Below are 19,925 nucleotides of genomic sequence, written 5' to 3'. Positions count from 1 at the left end.
TTCCAAGTCGACTTCTTCATGCATTTTAGGAGTTTATTTAATTTATCATGGCAGAGTGCGGTTAACTTTCACACTCTTCTACACCGCTTACTCAGCAGTTTCTGGTTTCTCTACATCAAATGTTAAGCCGTCATCTGTGAGATCAACATTCACATGTGTACCTTCTGGAAGGTTCTCACGAATCATACGACGTGCTAATGGTGTTTCAATTTGACGTTGTACGAATCGTTTCAATGGACGTGCACCGAATTGCGGTTCGTATGCTTCTGAACCCAACCATTGTTTCGCTTTATCTGAAACATCGATACTTAAGCGTTGATCCATCAATCTGATGTTCAATTGAGCGATAATTTTATCAACAATGTGACTCATGTCTTCTTCAGATAATGGTTTGAATAAGACGATATCGTCCATACGGTTTAGAATTTCTGGTTTGAAGTAAGCGTTCAAGCTATCCATTACCGCTTTTTCAGTATCCTCTGTAATTACACCAGAATCTTTCACGTTTTCAAGTAAAATTTGTGAACCAATATTACTAGTCATGATGATAATCGTGTTCTTGAAGTCCACGCTACGACCTTGTGAGTCAGTTAAACGACCTTCATCGAGAATTTGAAGTAACACGTTGAACACGTCTGTATGAGCTTTCTCGATTTCGTCGAGCAGGATGACTGAGTAAGGGTTACGACGAACGGACTCAGTTAATTGACCCCCTTCGTCATGGCCTACGTAGCCTGGAGGGGCACCGATGAGACGTGAAACAGAGTGTTTCTCCATGTACTCACTCATGTCGATACGAATCATGTGTTTTTCTGAATCAAATAATGTTGAAGCGAGTGATTTCGCGAGTTCCGTCTTACCTACCCCTGTTGGACCTAGGAAGAGGAAGCTACCGATTGGTCGGTTAGGATCTTTGATACCTGCACGTGCTCTGACGACAGCGTCAGAAACAAGGTCTACTGCTTTATCTTGACCTACAACACGTTCGTGAAGAATATCAGATAATCCTAATAATTTCTCACGTTCGCTTTCAACTAATTTAGATACTGGAATACCTGTCCAAGAACTTACGATGTCACCGATTTCTTCATCGGAAACGACTTCACGAATAATGCGATCAGTGTCGCCGCTTTGTTCATCTTGGAAAGCGTCTTCCATTTCACGTAATTCTTTCTCTAATTGTGGAATACGTCCGTGTTGTAATTCAGCTGCTTTTTCAAGATTGTAGTTATTTTCAGCATCTTCAAGTTCTTTACGGCTTTCATCTAATTCAGCACGTTTTTCTTGAAGTTTCGTGATTTTTTCTTTTTCTTGTTCTACACGAGATTGAATTTCAGATTGTTTTTCTTTTTCATTTGAAAGCTCTTCTTGAAGTTCTTTCAAACGTTGTTGACTAGCATTATCTGACTCATTCTTCAAGGCACTTTCTTCGATTTCTAATTGCATAACACGACGGTTAACTTGGTCTAACTCAGTTGGGTTAGAACCCATTTCTGTACGAATCGTCGCACATGCTTGGTCAACTAAATCAATCGCTTTGTCTGGTAAGAAACGATCTGTGATATAGCGGTCAGACAATTCTGCTGCAGCGACTAAGGCACGGTCTTGAATACGAACACCATGGTACACTTCGTAGCGTTCTTTCAAACCACGTAAGATAGAAATGGTATCTTCTACATCTGGTTCGCTGACTTGTACTTTTTGGAAACGACGTTCAAGCGCAGAGTCTTTCTCGATATTTTCACGATACTCGTTAAGCGTAGTCGCACCGATACAGTGCAATTCACCGCGCGCTAACATCGGTTTCAACATGTTGCCGGCATCCATTGAACCTTCTGTCTTACCAGCACCAACGAGCATGTGAATTTCGTCGATAAATAAGATGATGCGACCGTCTGATTCTTTCACTTCTTTTAATACAGCTTTCAAGCGTTCTTCAAACTCACCGCGATATTTCGCACCAGCGACGAGTGCACTTAAATCGAGTTCGAAGATCGTTTTATCTAAGAGTGATTCAGGCACGTCTTTCTTCACGATACGTTGCGCTAACCCTTCAACGATGGCTGTCTTACCTACCCCAGGTTCACCGATCAGAACTGGGTTATTCTTTGTCTTTCTGCTGAGAATACGTATCGCATTACGTATTTCTTCGTCACGGCCGATGACTGGATCCATGTTACCTTGTCGTACTTCTTCGACTAAGTCACGACCATATTTCTCTAATGCTTCATAGTTTACTTCAGGATTTTGTGTCGTCACATGATTTCCCCCTCTAACTTTCTTAATTATCTCTTCAATAACTTCTTTCTTATATTGTGTTGCTTGTTGCGTTGTATCATCAATATCCATCGCTGCTAGGAGGAGATGTTCCATTGAGATAAACTCATCTTCGTACTGCTTCATGTATTGTTCAGCTTTATTGATGAGTTCATTCGCCTTAGGACTTATATATTGTCCGTATTGGACATTATCTCCTTGTACTGATGGATAACTTTGTAATTTCTTCTCATACTGTTGCGCGAGTGCATCGATGTCGATGTCTGCACGTTCTAACACACTTCTGTAGAGACTTTCGTCCGCTTCTACTGCTGCTTTTAAAATGGCTTCAATTTCAATATTTTGATTTTCATATTCTTGAGAGAGTCCAATTGCTTTTTGTAATGCTTCTTGGACTTTGTAAGTCATTTGATTGATATCCAAATTATTCACCTCTATACGACCGCTTTCTCTCACTTTTTCAGCTTGATTGAAAGCAGGCCTTAAGCTTCATTTTAGATAAAATTACTATTCGATTTGATCAAAGAAGTTGTTTTGACTTTGACTTTCTTTGACCTTAACTATATTATACGACGCCTTTTAAGATAATTCAACCCTAAAGGTCAAAATTAGTTAAACTTTTTTAATCCCCTTGCAAAACGGATAATGACGCTCATCATTCGAGCTCATTTCACTTTAAACCTTTTACCTAAAATATAAAAATCAAAACATCAAACCACATAAAAAAGAACTAACAACAGCTCCTAAATAATCAGCCATTGCTAGTTCTGGTTGGATTATCCAATACCTAACGCAATCTTCGCATAGCGAGACATCATTTCTTTGTCCCAAGGTGGATCCCAAACAATATTAACCTCTGTATCTTGAATTTCTGGAATATCTGCTAATACGGTCTTCACTTGGTTAACAATCTGCGGTCCAAGCGGACAACCCATAGATGTTAGCGTCATTTCGACAGTACAGAGACCATCGTCATCGACATCAACTTTATATACTAAACCTAAGTTAACGATATCAATCCCTAACTCAGGGTCAATAACCATTTCTAACGCATTCAGTATACTGTCTTTCAATGCTTCATCCATTCGTCTCACCTCTCAGAATTTAATGATATACACAATATATCAAATATCTTACAAAACGCCAATAAAATGCTATGATGTTAATGCAATATTGCGCGTACGAGTAATAGTTTCTGACTATGAATTGCGCAGTTGAAATTACTGATAAGGAGCAAGTAATAATGAAGACAACGAACCCCTATCTTATTTGTTTAGACCTAGATGGTACACTACTCAACGATGAGAAGGAAATTTCACCTTATACTAAACAAGTATTGCTCACTTTGCAAGAACAAGGTCATCATTTAATGATTGCTACAGGTCGACCTTACCGTGCTTGTGATATCTACTATCATGAACTCAATATGCATACACCGATCGTCAATTTCAATGGGGCTTATGTCCACCACCCTGATGATACCGCATTCGAGATGATTCACGATGAGCTAGATTTAGATGTCGCTCACGAAATGATTCATTCACTGAAGAAGTATAATGTCTCAAATTTAGTCGCAGAAGTACGCGATCACGTGTATATCGACAATTACGACGAAACACTATTCGAAGGTTTCTCTATGGGTAACCCGAATATTGAAATCGGTAATCTACTCGAGAACTTAACTGAAGCACCAACCTCTTTATTGGTTGAAAGTCCTGAAGCTCAAATTCCTCAGATTAAAGATATGTTGAACCACTTCTATGCTGAGAATATTGAACATCGTCGTTGGGGCGCCCCATTCCCAGTTATTGAGATTGTGAGAAAGGGTATTAATAAAGCTGGGGGTATTGACTACGCACGTCAGTACGTTGATATCGACCGTGACCATATCATCGCTTTCGGTGACGAAGACAATGATAGTGAAATGTTGAAATATGCGACACATGGTATAGCGATGGCGAATGGTTTAGATGAGATTAAGATGATTGCGGATGAAGAGACTTATTCGAATAACGATGATGGTATCGGTCGTTATTTAAATGACTTTTTCAATTTAAATATCCCTTATAATGCAGATAAGTAAGAAAGGACATGACAAGTAATGCGTAAGATTGTAATCGTAGGTGCTGTAGCTGGCGGTGCGACAGTAGGTAGCCAAATTCGTCGTTTAGACTCAGAAAGTGAGATTGTAATTTTTGAAAAAGATCGTGATATGAGTTTCGCCAACTGTGGCCTTCCTTATTATATTGGTGGCGTGGTTCAAGACAGAGATCAAATATTAGAAGCCACACCTGAGGCATTTTACGATAAAAAGAAAATTACTGTGAAACCTTATCATGAAGTAACGGCGGTCAATACGGAAACGATGACCGTAACGGTGTATAACCGAGAAAGTAATGAAACGTTTGAAGAAAGCTATGACACATTGATACTTAGCCCTGGTTGTCGCGCTAATCGTCTAGATGTCGAAAGTGACATGATCTTCACGCTACGTAATATGGAAGATACAGATGCGATTGATCAGTACATTCGTGAACATCAAGTGCAGCGTGCGCTCGTAATCGGTGCTGGATATATAAGTTTAGAGATTCTGGAGAATTTGTATCATCGTGGTATCGAGCCGACGTTAATCCATCGTTCTGAAGAGATTAATAAATTGATGGACCAAGACATGAATGCACCTATTATAGATGAATTAGAAAAGCGTGGTATTTCCTATAGATTAAATGAAGAAATGACCGGCGTGGATGGTCATACTGTTACTTTCAAATCGGGTAAACAAGAGGACTATGATTTAATTATCGAGGGTGTGGGCGTGAAACCTAACTCTGAATTTCTTAAAGATTCTGGTCTCCAACTCGATGATAAAGGTTACTTGCCGGTCAACGCCCGTTTTGAAACCACTGTACCAGAAGTATACGCTTTGGGTGATTTAATTACACAACGCTATCGTCACGTAGACCTTCCTGCACATGTACCTTTAGCTTGGGGTGCTCACCGCGGTGCAAGTATTATTGCTGAACAACTTGCTGGTGATAGTAACGTAGCGTTTCCTGGATTCTTAGGTGCGAATATCGTGAAATTCTTTGATTATACCTTCGCTAGTGTAGGTGTGAAACCTCAAGAGCTCGAGCACTTTAATTATACGATGGTTGAAACGAAACAGAATCAACACGCAGGCTATTTCCCAGGAAATGAACGTTTGCATCTTCGTGTATATTTTGAGAACGACTCACGCAAGATCATTCGAGCTGCTGCAGTGGGTAAAGACGGTGCAGATAAAAGGATTGATGTCTTATCTATGGCCATGCAAAATCAACTTACTGTAGATGAACTTACTGACTTTGAAGTGGCTTATGCGCCACCTTATAGTAGTCCAAAAGATGCGATTAATATGATTGGATATAAAGCAAGAAATAAATAGAGAATAAGATAGATATCAAAATGTTTACGGAGTCTCACCCCAGCAAAAATGTTTAGTTTTGAAGGGATGCGAGCTACCTCAAGAACAGACAGCTACTGCGTAATTGCATTAATAGAATCACTCTCACTTTCTCAATAGAAGTATGATATTGATAATGCAGATTGGAAAATCATAGATGAGGTGTTTCTAACTCGATTAACTATTACGAAAAGCACGATGTCTAAAAGATGACGACATCGTGCTTTTTATGTAGACGTATAGATGAGGATTTCGCACATTTAATTTGTACTTGATTTAAGATGCGCTCTTCCATTCAGTCTAATTTCTCTCTTTTTAGATGACCTTTTAAAGTATGCTCTGAATATTCTGTTCTGAAATAACCTCGTTCTTGAAGAATAGGGATAACTAAATCGACGAACTTTTCAAACGACTCAGGATAGGTCGGTGGCATAAGCATAAAGCCGTCACAAGCCTCGTTTTCATACCACTCAATCATTTCTTGGGCGACCTGTTCCGGTGTCCCCACGATTGTCTTGTGACCTACCCACGTACCAAAACGATCTAGTAACTGTCTTAATGTTAATTGTTCCTCCTCACACGCTCTTTTAATCGCCTCATATAAAGAACGCGCCACTTTATGCGTTAACTCTGAGTACGCTGGAAGTTCAGGCACACGCGCATCTAACTCCCAATTATCTATATCGCATCCTATCGCTTTACGTAATTGTGCTTTACGCTTAGCCAAAGGTATAAAATCATCAAGTTGTGCTTTCAATTGAGCTGCTCGTTCGTAAGTTTCATCCACGTACACAGTCATCCCAGGTAACACTAACGGAGGACGCCGATGTTCCGTGTCTGCACGACGATGAATATCTGCTCTAAAATCTTGCGCATCTTGTTGATTCCAAGCAATAGAGAAGATGGCTTCTACATGTTTGGCTGCTAGAGCTCGCCCCGGTAAAGAAGTACCTGCTTGGAATAGCAATGGCCGTTCGAATCGACTCGTAGGGATATTTAACGCACCATTAACTTGAAAGTGCTTGCCCTCATGTTGAATCGGCCGTATATACTGACTATCGAGCCCCTCGCCCTTTTCCCTATCATTGATAATTGCCTCAGTTGTAAAGGAATCCCAAAGTTGCTTCATCACTGTTATAAATTCGTCAGCACGTGCATAGCGTTGTTCGAGAGGCGGTAAGTGGTCCATTGAAAAATTCTGAGCTTCCGCATCAAACTGAGAAGTCACAATATTAGCACCAATTCGTCCGTGAGAAAGCTGCTGTAAGCTAGATAACATCCGTGCTGCAAGATAAGGTTCATAAAATGTTGATGAAATGGTTGAAATCAAACCTATGTATTTCGTTTCTCGCGATAGTACTGATAATGCGGTTATAGGTTCAAAGTAATAAGAAATATGTCCTGTTTCTTCTCCAGAAATGTATTGACCATCGCCTAAAAAGAAAGCATCTAATTTACCTTTTTCAGCTAACTGAGCAATTTTAACTTGAAAATCAATATCTCCCACTTCGTCGATATGAGAATCAGATAAACGCCAAGATGCAGGGTGTAATCCTGTACTATAATAGAGCACCGTTAAATGCATTTCTGACATGCGATTGACTCCTTTCACAATAGTTTGATATTTAACATGAGTATAGCAAACTCTTTTAGTAAAATTAATATATGAAAGGTAAACTTTTAGAAATGTTATCAATAACAAAACACGGACTACTTTTACCCTGCGACATCTAACAAGCACAATAAAAAAACCGACGCTCATCGTTAAGTTAATCATCGACAAGCATCGGCAAGATACTAACCGCTTCTTAATGAATGCCAAAGAGTGAAGAAATTGGACCCCATGGGAGGATTACACCAAGAATCATCGTGATAATGATCATGATAATTGTCCACCATAGCAGACCATGGCTCGCTTCACCTTTCTTACGTTTAGCAATTGTCACTTCCATTAAAGCAATAACTACGATGCCGCAAAGCATCTTGATTGTAAGTAACAAGTGACCGCCACCATCGTTAGCTGTCATCTCTTGAATTAATGACCAGAAACCAGAAATGAGTACTAAAACCATAAAGATACGTAACAGAATGTGCGCAATCTTGAAGAATGGCGTCGCACCTTCTCTAGCGGAAAAGTTGAAGTATGTCGCAAAGAATAAAATAATTGCGAGTACCCAACTTGTAATATGAATGTGTAACACGAATATACCCCCACACTAATGTAATATTTACCATGTGCTATTATAATAGATACCCTATTATAATGCGAATTAAAGATGCTACGCGAATACGAAATAAAAAGAGCAAGTCACTCGGAAGCAACTCGCTCATCAATAATCATATCTTCTTATTCTTCACTATCTGCAATAAAGTTCGTTAAAGTTCCGATATTGTCAATCGTAATCTTCACTTCATCGCCAGGTTGTAAGAATTGTGGTGGTTCCATACCTGCACCTACACCTGCTGGCGTACCTGTCGCAATAATATCCCCTGGATGTAACGCCACATATTTAGAAATTTCTTCGATTAATTCATCAATATTTAAAATCATTTGGCTCGTATTACCATCTTGACGAATATCATTATTCACTTTCGTTACGATATTTACATTATCAGGTTCAGGTAATTCATCTTTCGTGACGATATAAGGACCCATTGGGCATCCACCTGTTAAACTTTTAGAAAGGAAAGCTTGATCATGAGCTTTCTGCGCTTTACGGTCTGTAATATCGTTAATAATTGTATATCCATAAACGTAGTCTAAAGCTAAGCCTTTAGGAATCTTCTCACCGGCCTTACCAATGACAACGCCAAGCTCACCTTCGTAATCGAGTTGATCCGTAATATCTTTGTGATTTGGGATTGTTGTGTTATCACCTGTGAGTGATGACGCCGCTTTAGTGAAGACGTACAGACGTTGTACTTCATGATTCAACTCGTCTGCATGTTCTTGATAGTTACGACCGAACGCAATCACATTGTTTGTTGGAGTGACTGGTGGTAGAAACTCAATATCGTTAAATTGAACTTTGTATGCCTCACCATTTCCACTTTCTTCAGCAGCGACTACCGCTTTACGTACTGCTTCTTGAAAATCTACTGATTGATTATGTTGTAAGCCTTGTAATAATGTTTTAGGGTGAAAGTCCGATTCTTGAGCGAAATCAGCGAAGACTTTCTTTAAATCCCACGCTGCTTCTTCACGCTTTACTTTCACTCCGTAAGATGTTTCTCCTTCGTATCTGAATGATAGGAATTTCATTCATCATCAGCTCCTCACCTTAATCTTAATCACATTATAACTAAATGTTGTGAGAAATCACAAATATCTGAGTATCATAATTTTCTAAATATTGTTGTTCGCAAGTCAAGTTTGCGTTATAGATTAATTTACCTTTTAAATGTGAAAAAGCACGCATTATCCGTAAATGATTACGATAATGGCGTGCTTGAAGTCATTTACATGATAGGTCGAGTTTCTCTATCATTTTACTAAAAGGACCTTAATCTTCACTTTCATCAATTGAAAGTGTCTCGAATTTAAAGAAGTAAAGATATCCTTTCACTTTAGTATCTAGAATCGTTTCGAGTGTATCTTTATAATACTGCATTTGCACGCGATAGCGCTCACGTAACTGTTGCCCTATTTCCTCATCTGTCATCCCTCTACGACGGTTAAAGGTATCGGTCTTGTAGTCTAGGAAGTAGTAACAGCCATCTTTGATATAGATTAAGTCAATCATACCTTGAATAATGGACACATCTTCTTTATCAACATCGATGTGATCGACACTTGCTTGATTCACTACAAACGGCAATTCTCGATACACTTTCTCGCTATGTGCAATATCTTGATAAATATCACTTTGAATAAATTTCATAATATCTTCATAGCTGATATCTCGTTTCGCATCGTCTTCGATAATATTTTTATCTATCAACGTATCGACATAGGCGTCAAGTTCGTCCTCAGTCAAACCTTCAGGACGGAACGGCAAATGTTGCATGACGGTATGCATTAGCGTCCCTTTCTCATTGGCTTTACGGCGTTTTTGTTCATGCATAAAAGCCGGCCGCTCGTACGAAGCGTAACCAATCTGATACTGTCTCACACGGTCATAGTTGGTATCTGCTTGTTCTGTCTCTAATTGACGCTTCAACTCTGACACCGATTGCTTGGAAGGTTTCTCAATATCCGCTTGATATGGATAATGATAACTCAATTGGCGATGAATTTGAGACTTCAACTCATCATCTCCACTATTGAGTGCTTCAATGTCTTCAACCGTACGTTGTTCTGAAGTATGAACATCACTTTCCGTAGCAATATCAACGTAATAAGTCGTATTCACTGTCACATAAGGATGCATTGCGTCAGGCAAATCATCAATGTGATCTTCGAAACGTAAATTTCTAGGAAGTTCAGGTAATTGATGTTTGGCTAATATTGGATAAATCAGTTGTATTGGCGATTGCGCAGTCAAACGATCGCTGACAGGTAAGTGTGTACCTGACACCGTTTGTTTCGCCATGTTCTCTAATTCTTTATCTTCCTTTACTCGACCAATGAGGAAAAGCTGTTCTTTCGCACGCGTTAAAGCTACATAGATTAACCGCATTTCTTCAGAAATCATTTCTTTCTCGGCAATTGCACGATAAGTTAATGAGGCGAGAGAAGGATAAGCGATATAATCCTCCATATCGAAATATTTCATGCCTAAACCGTATTCTTGGTTAAGGATCACAGCTTTATTTAAATCATTGCGTTGGAATCGAACGCTAAGGTTACCATAAATCACAAATGGAAATTCCAGACCTTTACTGCTGTGAATCGTCATCATGCGTACAACATCGTCGTTAGGACCTACGACTTGTTCCTCACCGAAGTCTTTTCCACGTTCAATCAATTCATCGATAAAACGGATAAATTGATACAAGCCTCTAAAGCTAGAATTCTCGAACTCTATCGCTTTGTTGAACAGTCCATGGAGATTCGCACGTCGTCCATTACCGCCAACTAAACCACTGAAGTACTGAATGACATAATGATAGTTGTAGAATTTGTCGATAAGCTGATACACCGGATGCGATTGACTGTAATCTTGATAATGTGCAATGTCAGCAAGGAAATGTTTCAACTTATCAACGAGATCTGAATCAGCGTCGTCAGATTGTTGATATTGTTTGATGGATTGATAGAAATAATCATCATTCGGACTCACAACACGAATTTCGGATAGCTCATCTTCTGTAAATTGATAAATCACAGAACGCATCAAGCCGACGAGATAAATGTCTTGAAGCGGATTGTCCACTGTTCGCAAGAAAGAGAGTATGAGTTGGACTTCCGTTTGTGCAAAGTACCCTTGCTTACTGTTCACGAAGAACGGAATATCATGGTCTTTAAACACTTGTTGTAACGTGTTCGCCTGACCATAACTACGCTCAAGAATAACGATATCCTTATATTCAGGTTTACGATAGGTTCCCGTCTTCATGTCATAAACCTCTTTGTGTTCCATGATATATTCCACTTGTTGTGCAATATACTCCGCTTCCTGTTCACTCGCAGTGAGTTCAGAATCCTCGTCTTTCACAAGCATGTTTAACTGCAGTGGATGCTCACGTTCGTCAAATGGCGCACCGTAGTAGAGTTGCGCGGCATCATCATATTCAATTTCACCGACCGCTTCATCCATCATATGTTTAAAGAGATAGTTCGTCGTCGAAAGCACTTCTTTACGAGAACGGAAGTTTTGAGACAGATCAATGCGTAGTCCTGTGCCGTCACCTTCAGTGGTAAAACGATTGTATTTATCGATAAACAATCCAGGATCCGCTTGTCTGAATTTATAGATAGATTGCTTTACGTCCCCTACCATAAACAAGTTGCCGTCTGCTTCGTCGCCTTGTTTGATACTTTGTAGAATCGTCTCTTGCACGCGGTTCGTATCTTGGTACTCATCCACGAGAATTTCCGCAAATTGATCACGATAGGCTTCTGCTACCGCTGATGGACGACCGTCTGCTTTCGTCAGAATTTGTAAGGCAAAGTGCTCGTAGTCTGAGAAATCAAGAATGTTACGTTCACGTTTTTTCTTGTTAAAACGCTCGATGACATCTTCAGCGACTTGGGCCAAATAACGCACACGAGGCGCTAAGCGCTGCATGTCTTGTGTTAAATCTTCAACTGAGCGAGAAAGATATTCTTCTTTCACTTTTGTCAGTTGCTTTTTATACGCCTCATATTGCGCCTTTCCGTCCGCTAACATTTCCTCCATACCATCATTGGCTTCTTTAATCTTTTTAGTAAGTGTTGGAAAGCGTTTAGGCAGTTCATGTTCAGTAATAACATCAGGATGCACTTGGCCGCCTTCTAATGCTTTATTTAGGAATTTGAGCTCTGCTTCTACCGTCGCAATTTGCTTCTCAGTATCCACCGCCATAGAGAAGAGTTCATGACTTTTCTCTAACGCTTCTTTACCAGCCTGTAAGAACACTTTTACGAACGTCTTCATCGTCCCTAGCATCGTTTCAATTCGCTGGTCATCTTGGTAGGCCTGATCAAGCTGATGTAACCAAGCAAATGGCGTAGGATTAGCCACACTAAAGAAGTACAGTTGTTTCACAATTTGGCGTAATTGATCATCGCTACGGTCAGATGCGAGATGTTCGGCAAGCTCGATAAACGCTGGGTCCAACTTCTCATAATGTCGTTCTAAGACCTCGTCTATCGTTTGTTCGAGTAACAGGATGTTCTCTGCTTCGCTACTTGTTCTGAAGTTCGGATCAATATCCAGCACATCATAATGTTGCTGAATAAGCTTCAGGCAAAAACTGTGTAACGTTGAAATTTGTGCTTGATGAATCTTCACACGTTGGGCTTTCAAGTGAGCGTTAGAAGGGTCAGCAATCGATGCTTCTTGAATGCGCGCTTCAACACGTTGCTTCATCTCTCTCGCACTCGCATTAGTAAAGGTCACGACGAGAAGACGGTCGACATCGATTTCGTCACGTAAGATGCGTTGAATAATACGTTCGACGAGTACCGCCGTCTTCCCTGAACCTGCAGCTGCAGCCACGAGAATATCTTGATCTTTCGCATAAATACTCTTCCATTGTTGGTCGGTCCATTGAACGTCATGAGGTTTGTCAGGAATTACACTTCTCATCTATCTTCACCTTCTAACTTCTCATCTTGAATTGCTTGAAGTGGATCAATCGTTTCATCCACACTGCGATAATGTTTACTATCGATCAAACTATCGACGTGACACACGGCACGATAATTGCAGAATTCACAAGGTAATTTGTCGTCGTAACGAAGCGGTGCCACTTCCGTATGGCCATCCATAATATCAGAAGCGATATCGATAAAGTTCTGACGATTATGCTGCAAGAATTTATAAATCGTCTCTTCATTCGCAACTTTACTAGAATAATGTAACGCGCCGTCTTTTTTAGCTCTCAAAGGCACGATATCTGATTTGAATTGGGGTTCGAAACGTGTGTCAAATGCATCGAGCACCTCTTCATCATCGTTAAGCAAGCCATTTAAACGGTAAGCGCCTAAGAACTCTTGACCAAAGTCCTTTTGTAGTAACTCATTTAATTGATATGACGGACGCGGTTGATGGACGTGGAAATACAACAATCCGCCTGGTTTCGTCATTTCAGTGAGTCCTAAGCGCATCTTGTTCTGTAGCACGACATCCATGTACGTCATCATTTGCATTTGCAGACCATAATACACTTTCGTTAAGTCTAACGTACCACTCGTCTTCGAAGATTTATAATCGACGACGTTGACGTAACTTTTATCCTCTTTCTGGTACGTATCAATACGGTCGATTTGGCCACGAATATTGATCGGAATACCTTGTCGTGTCTGTAGTGGTGTTGCCTCAAGTTCATTGTTGTTGCGCGGCTTACGTCTAAATCCTGCTTCAAAGCGTTGTGGCACAAACTTGGAGTGCTCGCCTTGGTACTTCAATGCTTTCAAGGTACTTTCTACGATCGTTCCGATACGTTGTGACAGATAACGATAGTAGGCTGTAGAATTTAACACGTTGAATTGCACTTCTGGCAGGATTTCATTCAGTGCCTCTACAGTTAATTGGTGAATTTGATTCGGTTGTAAATTGGTAAAATCACCATTCAAGCGTTCTGAAATATAACGCAAGACTTGGTGGAAGATATCTCCTAAATCAAAGTTCTCCAATTTATATTTCGTACGTTCGTTTAAACGCAATCCGTGAGACGCATAGTGCTTAAATGGACAGTTCTGATATCCTTCAAAGCGTGACACACTGGCATTCATCGTCTTACCATAAAGCTTTTTAGAAAGCTGGTTAGATAACTGCACCGTTTCGTTATTGTAAGTTAACGCTGACAGTAAGTAATTGAGTCCGTCATTGAGCTCAGAATCGTCCCTCAACACTTGGTACGTATCCAGCCATGTGTCCGCGACAATTTCTTCGTTGAGCCATGCTTGTAGAGATTCGAATAAAGCCGTCTTCGTTTGATGTGGATGCTGCATTAACGCAAGTGGCTCACGTTGATGGTAATGATGGATATTTGTCGTCGGCAGTTGATTGAATAATGCTTGAATTTGCGCAAGATATGGACTTGGTTCTTTCTCATCCCCGCTATTGCCCATCAAACTGTAGGACATCGTGAGTTGTTGGCGTGCACGCGTCATTGCGATATAGCAGACAAACGCTTCATCCATTTGTAAAATGTCTGACGTCGGGCTGAGTTCAATATTTGCATTTTCCTCAAAAAGTCGTTTCTCATCATCTGTAATGAGACTCGAAGAATTTACCGATTGAGGCAAACTACCATCATTGACACCGATTAAATAAACATGTGCTTTGTTGTCTACTTTCGCTAAATCCATCGTACCGATACTAACCTGATCTAATGTCTGGGGAATCATGACGAATTCGAGTTGATCTAAACCGATATCTAAGAGTTCTAAGAAACGTTTCTTTGTCATTGAGGACGTATCAAATACACGCACTAAGTCATCAAGCGTTTGGATAAATCCTTGCCAGATTTGGTCAATTTCTTCCGCTTTTTGCGTTTCGCCATCCAATTCGTATTCATCACGCTCTGTCATGAGTTGGTTCGGCAAACCAAAGTCTTCTATCGTTTCATAGAATGCCGTCGCGTACTCCACAGCTGTTGTCGCATCTTTCAAGTTACGTTCAAGCTGCAGCACATGATCCATGACATAGGATTTGAGTTGGACTACCTTTTCAAAGGTTTCACGGTCTTCTTCAGTTAATTTATGGTGTTTTAGACCCATTTTACTAAACTGCTCAATGGTAAAGTAACGGTCATCCACCCAGCGTTGACCGTAAATACCACGTTCAAGAACGAAATTCTCCAATAAATCAATGAGATAGTGGTCGTCCTTCGTATTTCGAGTAAGGACACCCGTCTTAAATAAACGCATAAGCGGCTCAAAGTTCCAGTTGGTCTGCACGACTTCGATGAGTGAACGGAACATTTCCATCACGGGATGATGGGTCATCGAACATTTCACATCGATATGATACGGAATGTCATACTGTGGCAGAATCGACTCTAAGAGGTAGGCGTAACTCTCGTCACGGTAAAGTATCGCTACATCTTGATAACGACGTCCGTGCTCGCGATTATCTTTAATAATTTGACGCGCGACCTCGTTCACTTCTTCGCGCATAGAAGAAGATTCAAGAATGCGGATATTGCCTTGCGCATTCACGGTTGAGGGTTGTAAGGCGTCAAATTGACGCTCAAGATGACTTAATTCTTCAGTGAGAAAACGCTGTTGTTGGTTAAACTGACGCTTGTGTAACGTCGTACCTAAATCGTGCGCGATATCTTCAAGATGCGTTAACACTTCTGAAGGCTTTCTGAACAGACTAAACGTGTCTTTGTCGCCATCCGTCGTCAGCAAGACACTCACACGTTTACAGTTCTGCGCCAGTCCACGGATGATTTGATACTCTAGTGTAGAGAAGTTGTGGAAACCATCTATGTAAATTTCAGCACGTGACAACCAGTCCGATTGTGGCATCATTTCAATAAAGCGCTGCAACGTATCTTCAGTAGAAACATAATTGCCTTGAATACGGTCTTCTAGCCGTTGATAAATATGAGCAATATCGTGTAGTTTATGTTTCATGCGTGTTTGCATAGGATGCGTGGCAATGAGTTCTGTTAATTGCTCTGGGCTCACTGCATATTTTTTAAAATCTTGAATTTGTTCGTAAAGCTTTTCACTAAAGCCATAATAGTCAATTTGAGAACCATATAATTGCAACTCAGATTTCTCCTGATGCAAAATGTCATAAATCATCATTTCTGTCGCTGCTTTAGATAATTGTTCTTCGTTCAGTCCACCTACTTCTTGAAACACACGATGACTCAAGCGTTCAAAGTGAAGTACTTCTGTACGCAGACTTCCCCGAAGATCTGAATCATTCACAAACGCTTGTTCAAGCTGGAACGTATTCTGTGTAGGTGCAATGAGAATAATAGGGTCTCCCAATGGATTCTCACGCATTTTCTCTTTAATTTCTTCTAGCATCGCATAAGATTTACCTGTGCCCGCCTTGCCGTATAACACATCCAAAAACATAAAAAACACTCCTTCACAAGATAGTTTAACACGCATAGGAGCAGCGTAGAAAAATTTTTTACGTAAAGAGAAGATATCGTGAATTTAGCAAGTTACGCACTCAAAATGTGAAATTAGCGTACTCAAACCATAGATACGAAAAACTACCCCATAACTTGAAATTATGGAGTAGTTGCTTAATTATTCATATTTTGTATCTGGATTGAAATTCGCTTTCCATTGACTAAATGGCCAATAACGTAGTGCGACTTTACCAACCACTTTATCTTTATCGATTAAACCGAAAGAACGACTATCTTTACTTACTTCACGGTTATCCCCTAATACAAGAAGTTTACCTTTAGGAATTTCAGCCTTACCGTTGTTGATTTCTTTCGTACTCCAGTCTTCGGAAGTAATATAATGTATGTGTTTGTGTTTTTCGTTGTAATCCAAGTAAGGCTCTTTCACTTTTTTACCATTGATGTATAGTTGGTCTTTCTTATATTCCACTTTATCGCCTGGTGTACCGATAATACGTTTCACATAATCATCTTTCTCTTGAGAATGGAAAATGATGACATTACCTTTCTCAAGATGACCCATTTTAACACCTGCGATATTGACGATAACGCGCTCTCCATCCTTTAAAGTTGGATACATCGAATCACCACGAACCGTATAAGATTTACCAACAAATTTAGTGATTACTACGATAAGGATGACTGCAATCGCTATCGCTATAATCCACTCTTTAATTTCTTTCTTCACGTTCTACACCTCAATCTCCTTTAAATTGCCAAGTCATGCGTTGTAGCGGATAATACCTAAAACTCACATGACCGATAATGTCTGAATGTTGTATATAACCGTATGTTCTAGAATCGCTTTGATTATTGCGTTGATCATTCAATACGAAATAAGCATCTGGCGGCACGATATCGCCTTCAGACCCTTTCACATGTCGCAACTCTAAATGTTTAATCTGCCCTTGAGTCGCATAGGGTTCATCGACTTGTTGATCGTTACGATATAACTGCCCTTTCTTAAACTCAATCGTCTCTCCAGGTTGCCCGATAATACGACTTATATGTAGTTGCCCATATTGTCGATACAGTATCACATCGCCGCCATGAAGTCGATTAAACATCGTATTTACTTTGTTAATGATTACGCGGTCTTCTGGAGACAACGTCGGTTGCATCGCTTTATCTTGCACCACGTAGCCTCTGACGAGAAATGTCTGAATCAACATTACAATAATAATTGCTATAACAAGAGAAATCAAATGTTTTAGTATTCTAGGCATTGCACAACCCCTTAAGTAGAACGTTCATATTTAAGTTCTACTGTCATAACTTCTTCTCTATTATAAAATGCGAGCCATATAATGAAAAATATTACATCTGAATCTCAGATAAATCAGTCGCGAGATGTAGAAAAATGAAATGAGTTGAGCGTTCGCGATAGCTGACTGAATTCGAGAAGGCACCTCGCTTTCTCAAACTCTATTCATCCTCGCGGGGGAAGCACTACGAAATCATAGATTTCTGTGCTTCTCCCCCAAAGTCCAGTACTGCTAATCAAATAGAAACACTAGCTTTAACTCTTATAATAAAAGAAAAAGTCTCGTTGAACGTGGAATGTTTTAAGGTCTGGAACAAAATTAAAACTTATTAATTCTCAATGTTAAAACTCTCGCTTGCTTATGGGACCACACTCAACTAATTCTTTTCGCTCTAAGAGCTCTAAGAATGGATTTTCGTTGTGGTCTAGTTCCATCAAGCGTCTCGAGTACACATTGAAAATTCACTCAAAAATTTAACTTAATCTTGTTTTTGATTTATCTAAGAAGTTAATTCGTATTAATGTACAAATCTCTTTCTCTACGTACTCACACAATACAAGTTAAGGGGGATGGTGCGACTCCTGCAGGAAAAGCATGAGTCTTGAGACTACAGGCTCAAGCCATGCCTGCGGAAAGCGTCACCACCCCCAATACGCAGTATTGCATATTAGAATAAGGCATTAACATATTACATGTCAGAAACATACAATACTTCATCACAAAACAAAACCCGCAGACATTAATCATCCGCGGGTCATCACACTTAAATTATAAACGTTTTTCCAACGCTTCTTTTTTATCCTCATAACCAGGCTTACCTAACAACGCAAACATATTTTGTTTATACGCTTCCACACCTGGTTGGTTAAATGGATTTACACCTAATTGATAGCCACTCATCGCACACGCTAATTCGAAGAAGTAAACGAGATAGCCGAACGTTTCAGCATCTAGACGAGGTACGCGAACAACTAAGTTAGGCACGCCGCCATCAGTGTGAGCGAGCAATGTACCTTCGAACGCTTTCGTATTCACTTCGTCCATCGTTTTACCAGCTAAATAGTTTAAGCCATCTAAGTCGTCTGGATCTTCTTCAATCTTAATATCATGTTTAGGCGTATCAACTTTCAATACAGTTTCAAACAAGAAACGGCGTCCTTCTTGAACGTATTGGCCTAAAGAGTGTAAGTCTGTAGTGTAGTTTGCACTTGAAGGATAGATACCTTTGTAGTCTTTACCTTCTGACTCACCGTACAACTGTTTCCACCACTCATTGAAATAAGATAGTGATGGTTCGTAGTTGATCAACATTTCTGTTGTGTAACCTTTCGTATAAAGGATATTACGGATTGTCGCATATTGATATGCAATGTTGTGCTCTAACTCATCTGATGAGAGTTCTTCACGTGCTTTCGCAGCCCCTTGCATCATCGCTTCCACATCGATGCCTGCTACCGCTATAGGTAAAAGGCCTACTGCTGTAAGAACTGAATAACGACCACCCACATCATCAGGTACAACGAATGTTTCATAGCCTTCGTTTGTCGCTAACTGTTTCAAAGCACCTTTCTCTTTATCCGTAGTCGCAAAGATACGTTCTTTCGCTTCCTCTTTACCATATTTATCTTCGAGTAACTGTTTAAATAATCGGAATGATACAGCAGGTTCTGTCGTCGTACCTGATTTAGAAATCACATTCACTGAGAAATCTTTACCATCTAAGTATTGGATTAACTCGTGCGTATAAGATGAAGATAAATGGTTTCCTACAAAGACGATTTCAGGATATTCTGTACTATTTCTGAAAGAAGAAGTTAACATTTCGATTGCTGCACGTGCACCTAAATATGAACCACCGATGCCAATCACGACGAAGACATCTGAATGGTCTTTCACGCGTTTTGCCGCTTCAACGATACGTTTAAACTCTTCTTTGTCATAATCCACAGGAAGATCTAACCAGCCTAAGAAGTCACTGCCAGCGCCAGACCCGTTATGAATTGTTTGGTGAATTGCTTTAACATTATCTTTCTGTTGTTCTAATTCGTGCTCTCCGAAGAATTCCAAAGTCTTACCGTAATCTAATTGAATATGAGTCATTAAACTGCCTCCTGAGTTTTTAATTACAAATATATTTTACTAAGTTTAAGTGGCCGATTCAAATGAGTTATCTACCGCCCTATTGGTTCCGCACTTCCATCTTTATGTATGCTAATGAATATCACTGTATATTTTATAAATATATACCT

The 19,925-nt window shown here is 39.9% G+C and carries 12 protein-coding genes; 2 read left to right on the top strand and 10 right to left on the bottom strand.

What is annotated here, in order from left to right:
• Positions 1–87 precede the first annotated feature (87 nt).
• Positions 88–2,700, bottom strand: a complete 2,613-nt coding sequence (gene clpB / locus CD039_RS02320; RefSeq protein WP_103370960.1) for an ATP-dependent chaperone ClpB — start codon at positions 2,698–2,700, stop codon at positions 88–90.
• A 353-nt stretch (positions 2,701–3,053) separates the two neighbouring features.
• Positions 3,054–3,362, bottom strand: coding sequence for a metal-sulfur cluster assembly factor (locus CD039_RS02315; protein ID WP_002472252.1), 309 nt, complete (start codon positions 3,360–3,362; stop codon positions 3,054–3,056).
• Positions 3,363–3,520: 158 nt separating this feature from the next.
• On the opposite strand from CD039_RS02315, the gene CD039_RS02310 reads away from it, so the two are divergent.
• Positions 3,521–4,360 (top strand): Cof-type HAD-IIB family hydrolase, encoded by an 840-nt coding sequence (locus tag CD039_RS02310; protein WP_103370959.1) that lies wholly within the window; start codon positions 3,521–3,523, stop codon positions 4,358–4,360.
• Between the two features lie 18 nt (positions 4,361–4,378).
• Positions 4,379–5,701, top strand: a complete 1,323-nt coding sequence (locus CD039_RS02305; protein ID WP_103370958.1) for a CoA-disulfide reductase — start codon at positions 4,379–4,381, stop codon at positions 5,699–5,701.
• Between the two features lie 313 nt (positions 5,702–6,014).
• Here the strand turns inward: CD039_RS02305 and CD039_RS02300 are convergent, their stop codons facing one another.
• The 8 genes from CD039_RS02300 to CD039_RS02265 form a co-directional block, all read right to left on the bottom strand.
• A complete protein-coding gene (locus CD039_RS02300; RefSeq protein ID WP_103370957.1) occupies positions 6,015–7,313 on the bottom strand; it encodes an NtaA/DmoA family FMN-dependent monooxygenase in 1,299 nt (432 codons plus the stop codon).
• 214 nt (positions 7,314–7,527) lie between these two features.
• Positions 7,528–7,920 (bottom strand): YisL family protein, encoded by a 393-nt coding sequence (locus tag CD039_RS02295; protein ID WP_103370956.1) that lies wholly within the window; start codon positions 7,918–7,920, stop codon positions 7,528–7,530.
• Positions 7,921–8,066: 146 nt separating this feature from the next.
• Entirely contained in the window at positions 8,067–8,981 is a 915-nt protein-coding gene (locus tag CD039_RS02290; RefSeq protein ID WP_103370955.1) for a fumarylacetoacetate hydrolase family protein, read from the bottom strand.
• Positions 8,982–9,222: 241 nt separating this feature from the next.
• The gene (addA, locus tag CD039_RS02285) at positions 9,223–12,891 is read right to left on the bottom strand and encodes a helicase-exonuclease AddAB subunit AddA (protein ID WP_103370954.1); all 3,669 of its coding nucleotides are present in this window, start codon (positions 12,889–12,891) and stop codon (positions 9,223–9,225) included.
• Positions 12,888–16,349 (bottom strand): helicase-exonuclease AddAB subunit AddB, encoded by a 3,462-nt coding sequence (gene addB, locus CD039_RS02280; protein WP_103370953.1) that lies wholly within the window; start codon positions 16,347–16,349, stop codon positions 12,888–12,890. The genes addA and addB overlap by 4 nt, the downstream gene beginning before the upstream one ends.
• A 180-nt stretch (positions 16,350–16,529) precedes the next feature.
• Positions 16,530–17,099, bottom strand: a complete 570-nt coding sequence (gene lepB / locus CD039_RS02275) for a signal peptidase I (protein ID WP_103370952.1) — start codon at positions 17,097–17,099, stop codon at positions 16,530–16,532.
• Positions 17,100–17,109: 10 nt separating this feature from the next.
• Positions 17,110–17,637: a signal peptidase I gene (gene lepB / locus CD039_RS02270; protein WP_103370951.1), complete on the bottom strand. Its 528-nt coding sequence runs from the start codon at positions 17,635–17,637 to the stop codon at positions 17,110–17,112.
• An 807-nt stretch (positions 17,638–18,444) separates the two neighbouring features.
• Positions 18,445–19,776, bottom strand: coding sequence for a glucose-6-phosphate isomerase (locus CD039_RS02265; RefSeq protein ID WP_103370950.1), 1,332 nt, complete (start codon positions 19,774–19,776; stop codon positions 18,445–18,447).
• Positions 19,777–19,925 lie beyond the last annotated feature (149 nt).

Origin of the sequence: Staphylococcus argensis (genome assembly GCF_002902305.1) — a bacterium.
Classification (GTDB): Bacteria; Bacillota; Bacilli; order Staphylococcales; family Staphylococcaceae; genus Staphylococcus; species Staphylococcus argensis.
Note: the sequence above shows the minus strand (reverse complement) of the source record. Positions and strands in the feature narration are given on the sequence as shown.

Bases quoted from the DNA above. Each gene is read 5' to 3' on its own strand.
- CD039_RS02315 (WP_002472252.1), bottom strand. From the start codon at position 3,362: ATGGATGAAGCATTGAAAGACAGTATACTGAATGCGTTAGAAATGGTT.
- CD039_RS02310 (WP_103370959.1), top strand. From the start codon at position 3,521: ATGAAGACAACGAACCCCTATCTTATTTGTTTAGACCTAGATGGTACA.
- CD039_RS02305 (WP_103370958.1), top strand. From the start codon at position 4,379: ATGCGTAAGATTGTAATCGTAGGTGCTGTAGCTGGCGGTGCGACAGTA.
- CD039_RS02300 (WP_103370957.1), bottom strand. From the start codon at position 7,313: ATGTCAGAAATGCATTTAACGGTGCTCTATTATAGTACAGGATTACAC.
- CD039_RS02290 (WP_103370955.1), bottom strand. From the start codon at position 8,981: ATGAAATTCCTATCATTCAGATACGAAGGAGAAACATCTTACGGAGTG.
- addA (WP_103370954.1), bottom strand. From the start codon at position 12,891: ATGAGAAGTGTAATTCCTGACAAACCTCATGACGTTCAATGGACCGAC.
- addB (WP_103370953.1), bottom strand. From the start codon at position 16,349: ATGTTTTTGGATGTGTTATACGGCAAGGCGGGCACAGGTAAATCTTAT.
- lepB (WP_103370951.1), bottom strand. From the start codon at position 17,637: ATGCCTAGAATACTAAAACATTTGATTTCTCTTGTTATAGCAATTATT.
- CD039_RS02265 (WP_103370950.1), bottom strand. From the start codon at position 19,776: ATGACTCATATTCAATTAGATTACGGTAAGACTTTGGAATTCTTCGGA.